Source organism: Rhizobium sp. UBA1881 (assembly GCF_002338015.1).
GTDB lineage: Bacteria > Pseudomonadota > Alphaproteobacteria > Rhizobiales > Rhizobiaceae > Rhizobium.
Genome location: NZ_DDHH01000033.1, coordinates 1 through 1,230, shown reverse-complemented (window position 1 = coordinate 1,230; position 1,230 = coordinate 1). Strand labels below are relative to the sequence as shown.

1 protein-coding gene and 1 pseudogene are annotated in these 1,230 nt (G+C 59.7%); both read right to left on the bottom strand.

Going from position 1 to position 1,230, the window contains the following annotated elements; all coding sequences use genetic code 11:
- Nucleotides 1-863: rhamnose ABC transporter substrate-binding protein (gene rhaS / locus B3605_RS03070; protein ID WP_296432208.1), on the bottom strand; the 863-nt coding region annotated here is incomplete at its 3' end.
- Between the two features lie 50 nt (nucleotides 864-913).
- Nucleotides 914-1,230, bottom strand: a pseudogene (locus B3605_RS03065) (DeoR/GlpR transcriptional regulator); the annotation flags it as partial.

Below are 1,230 nucleotides of genomic sequence, written 5' to 3'. Positions count from 1 at the left end.
GTCGCGTCACCCTTTACGAGGTGATAGGCGATCTGCGTTGCGGAGTAGCCGAGGTCGATCGGGTTCCAGATCGCGAATTCCTTCGTCGCACCCGACTTGATCGCACCGGCCATTTCGGACGGCAGGCCGAGACCCGTGACATAAACCTTGCCGACGAGACCCTTGTCTTCGACGACCTTGGAAGCGGCCAGAACGCCGACCGTCGTCGGAGCAACGATGACCTTGACGTTCGGGTTCGACTTCAGGAGGCCTTCGGCTTCGCGGTAAGACTTGTCGGAGAGGTCGTCGCCATAAACGGTGGTGACGAGGTTCAGACCGTCGAAGTCCTTCAGCTGCTTCTTCATCTGGTCAATCCAGATGTTCTGGTTCGTCGAGGTGGTGGTTGCAGACAGGATCGCGAAGTCACCCTTGCCGCCTTCGAGGTGATCCTTGACGAGCGTCAGGCACATCTTGCCGATCAGTTCGTTCGACGACGGGTTCAGCTGCAGGATACGGCCGTCCTTGTTGACACCGGAATCCCAGGAGATGACCTTGATGCCACGCTGCTTGGCCTTCTTTAGGGCCGGTACGACAGCGTCGGGGTCGTTGGCGGAGATCGCAATGGCGTCGACGCCCTGCGCGATCAGCGAGTTGATGACTTCGATCTGGCCTTCGGCCGTCGTCGAGGTCGGGCCGGTGTAGATCACTTCTACGCCGCCGAGTTCCTTGGCTGCTTCCTGTGCGCCCTTGTTGGCGGCTTCAAAGAAGCCGTTGCCGAGCGACTTGACCACGAGGCCAATCTTGACGTCCTTGGCGCTTGCTGCACCAGCCATCAATGCGACGGCAAAGGCGACGCCCACCGCCAGTGTCTTTGCGAGTTTCATGCTTTCTTCCTCCCACGTTGATTAACTTGACCACATCCTGCCGGCGCCGTTCAGGCAACCGACGAGGAATCCTCCTTTGCCTGCGAGACCACGCTCGCAACCACGAGCTTGACGCCCGCATCCTCGATCATCCGCACAGCCTCATCGGACACGCCCTCGTCCGTGATCACGGTCGTGACGCGATCGAGCCCGCATAAAATGAGGCTCGAGCGGCGATGAAACTTGCTGGAATCGACCATGACGATCAGCTCGTCAGCCTGATGCATCAACTTCTGCTCGCTCTGAATGATCTGCGCGTCCGCTTCCATGATGCCGAGCGGACCCACGCCCTGCGCACCGATGAAAAAGCGCCGCGCATAAGATCGGA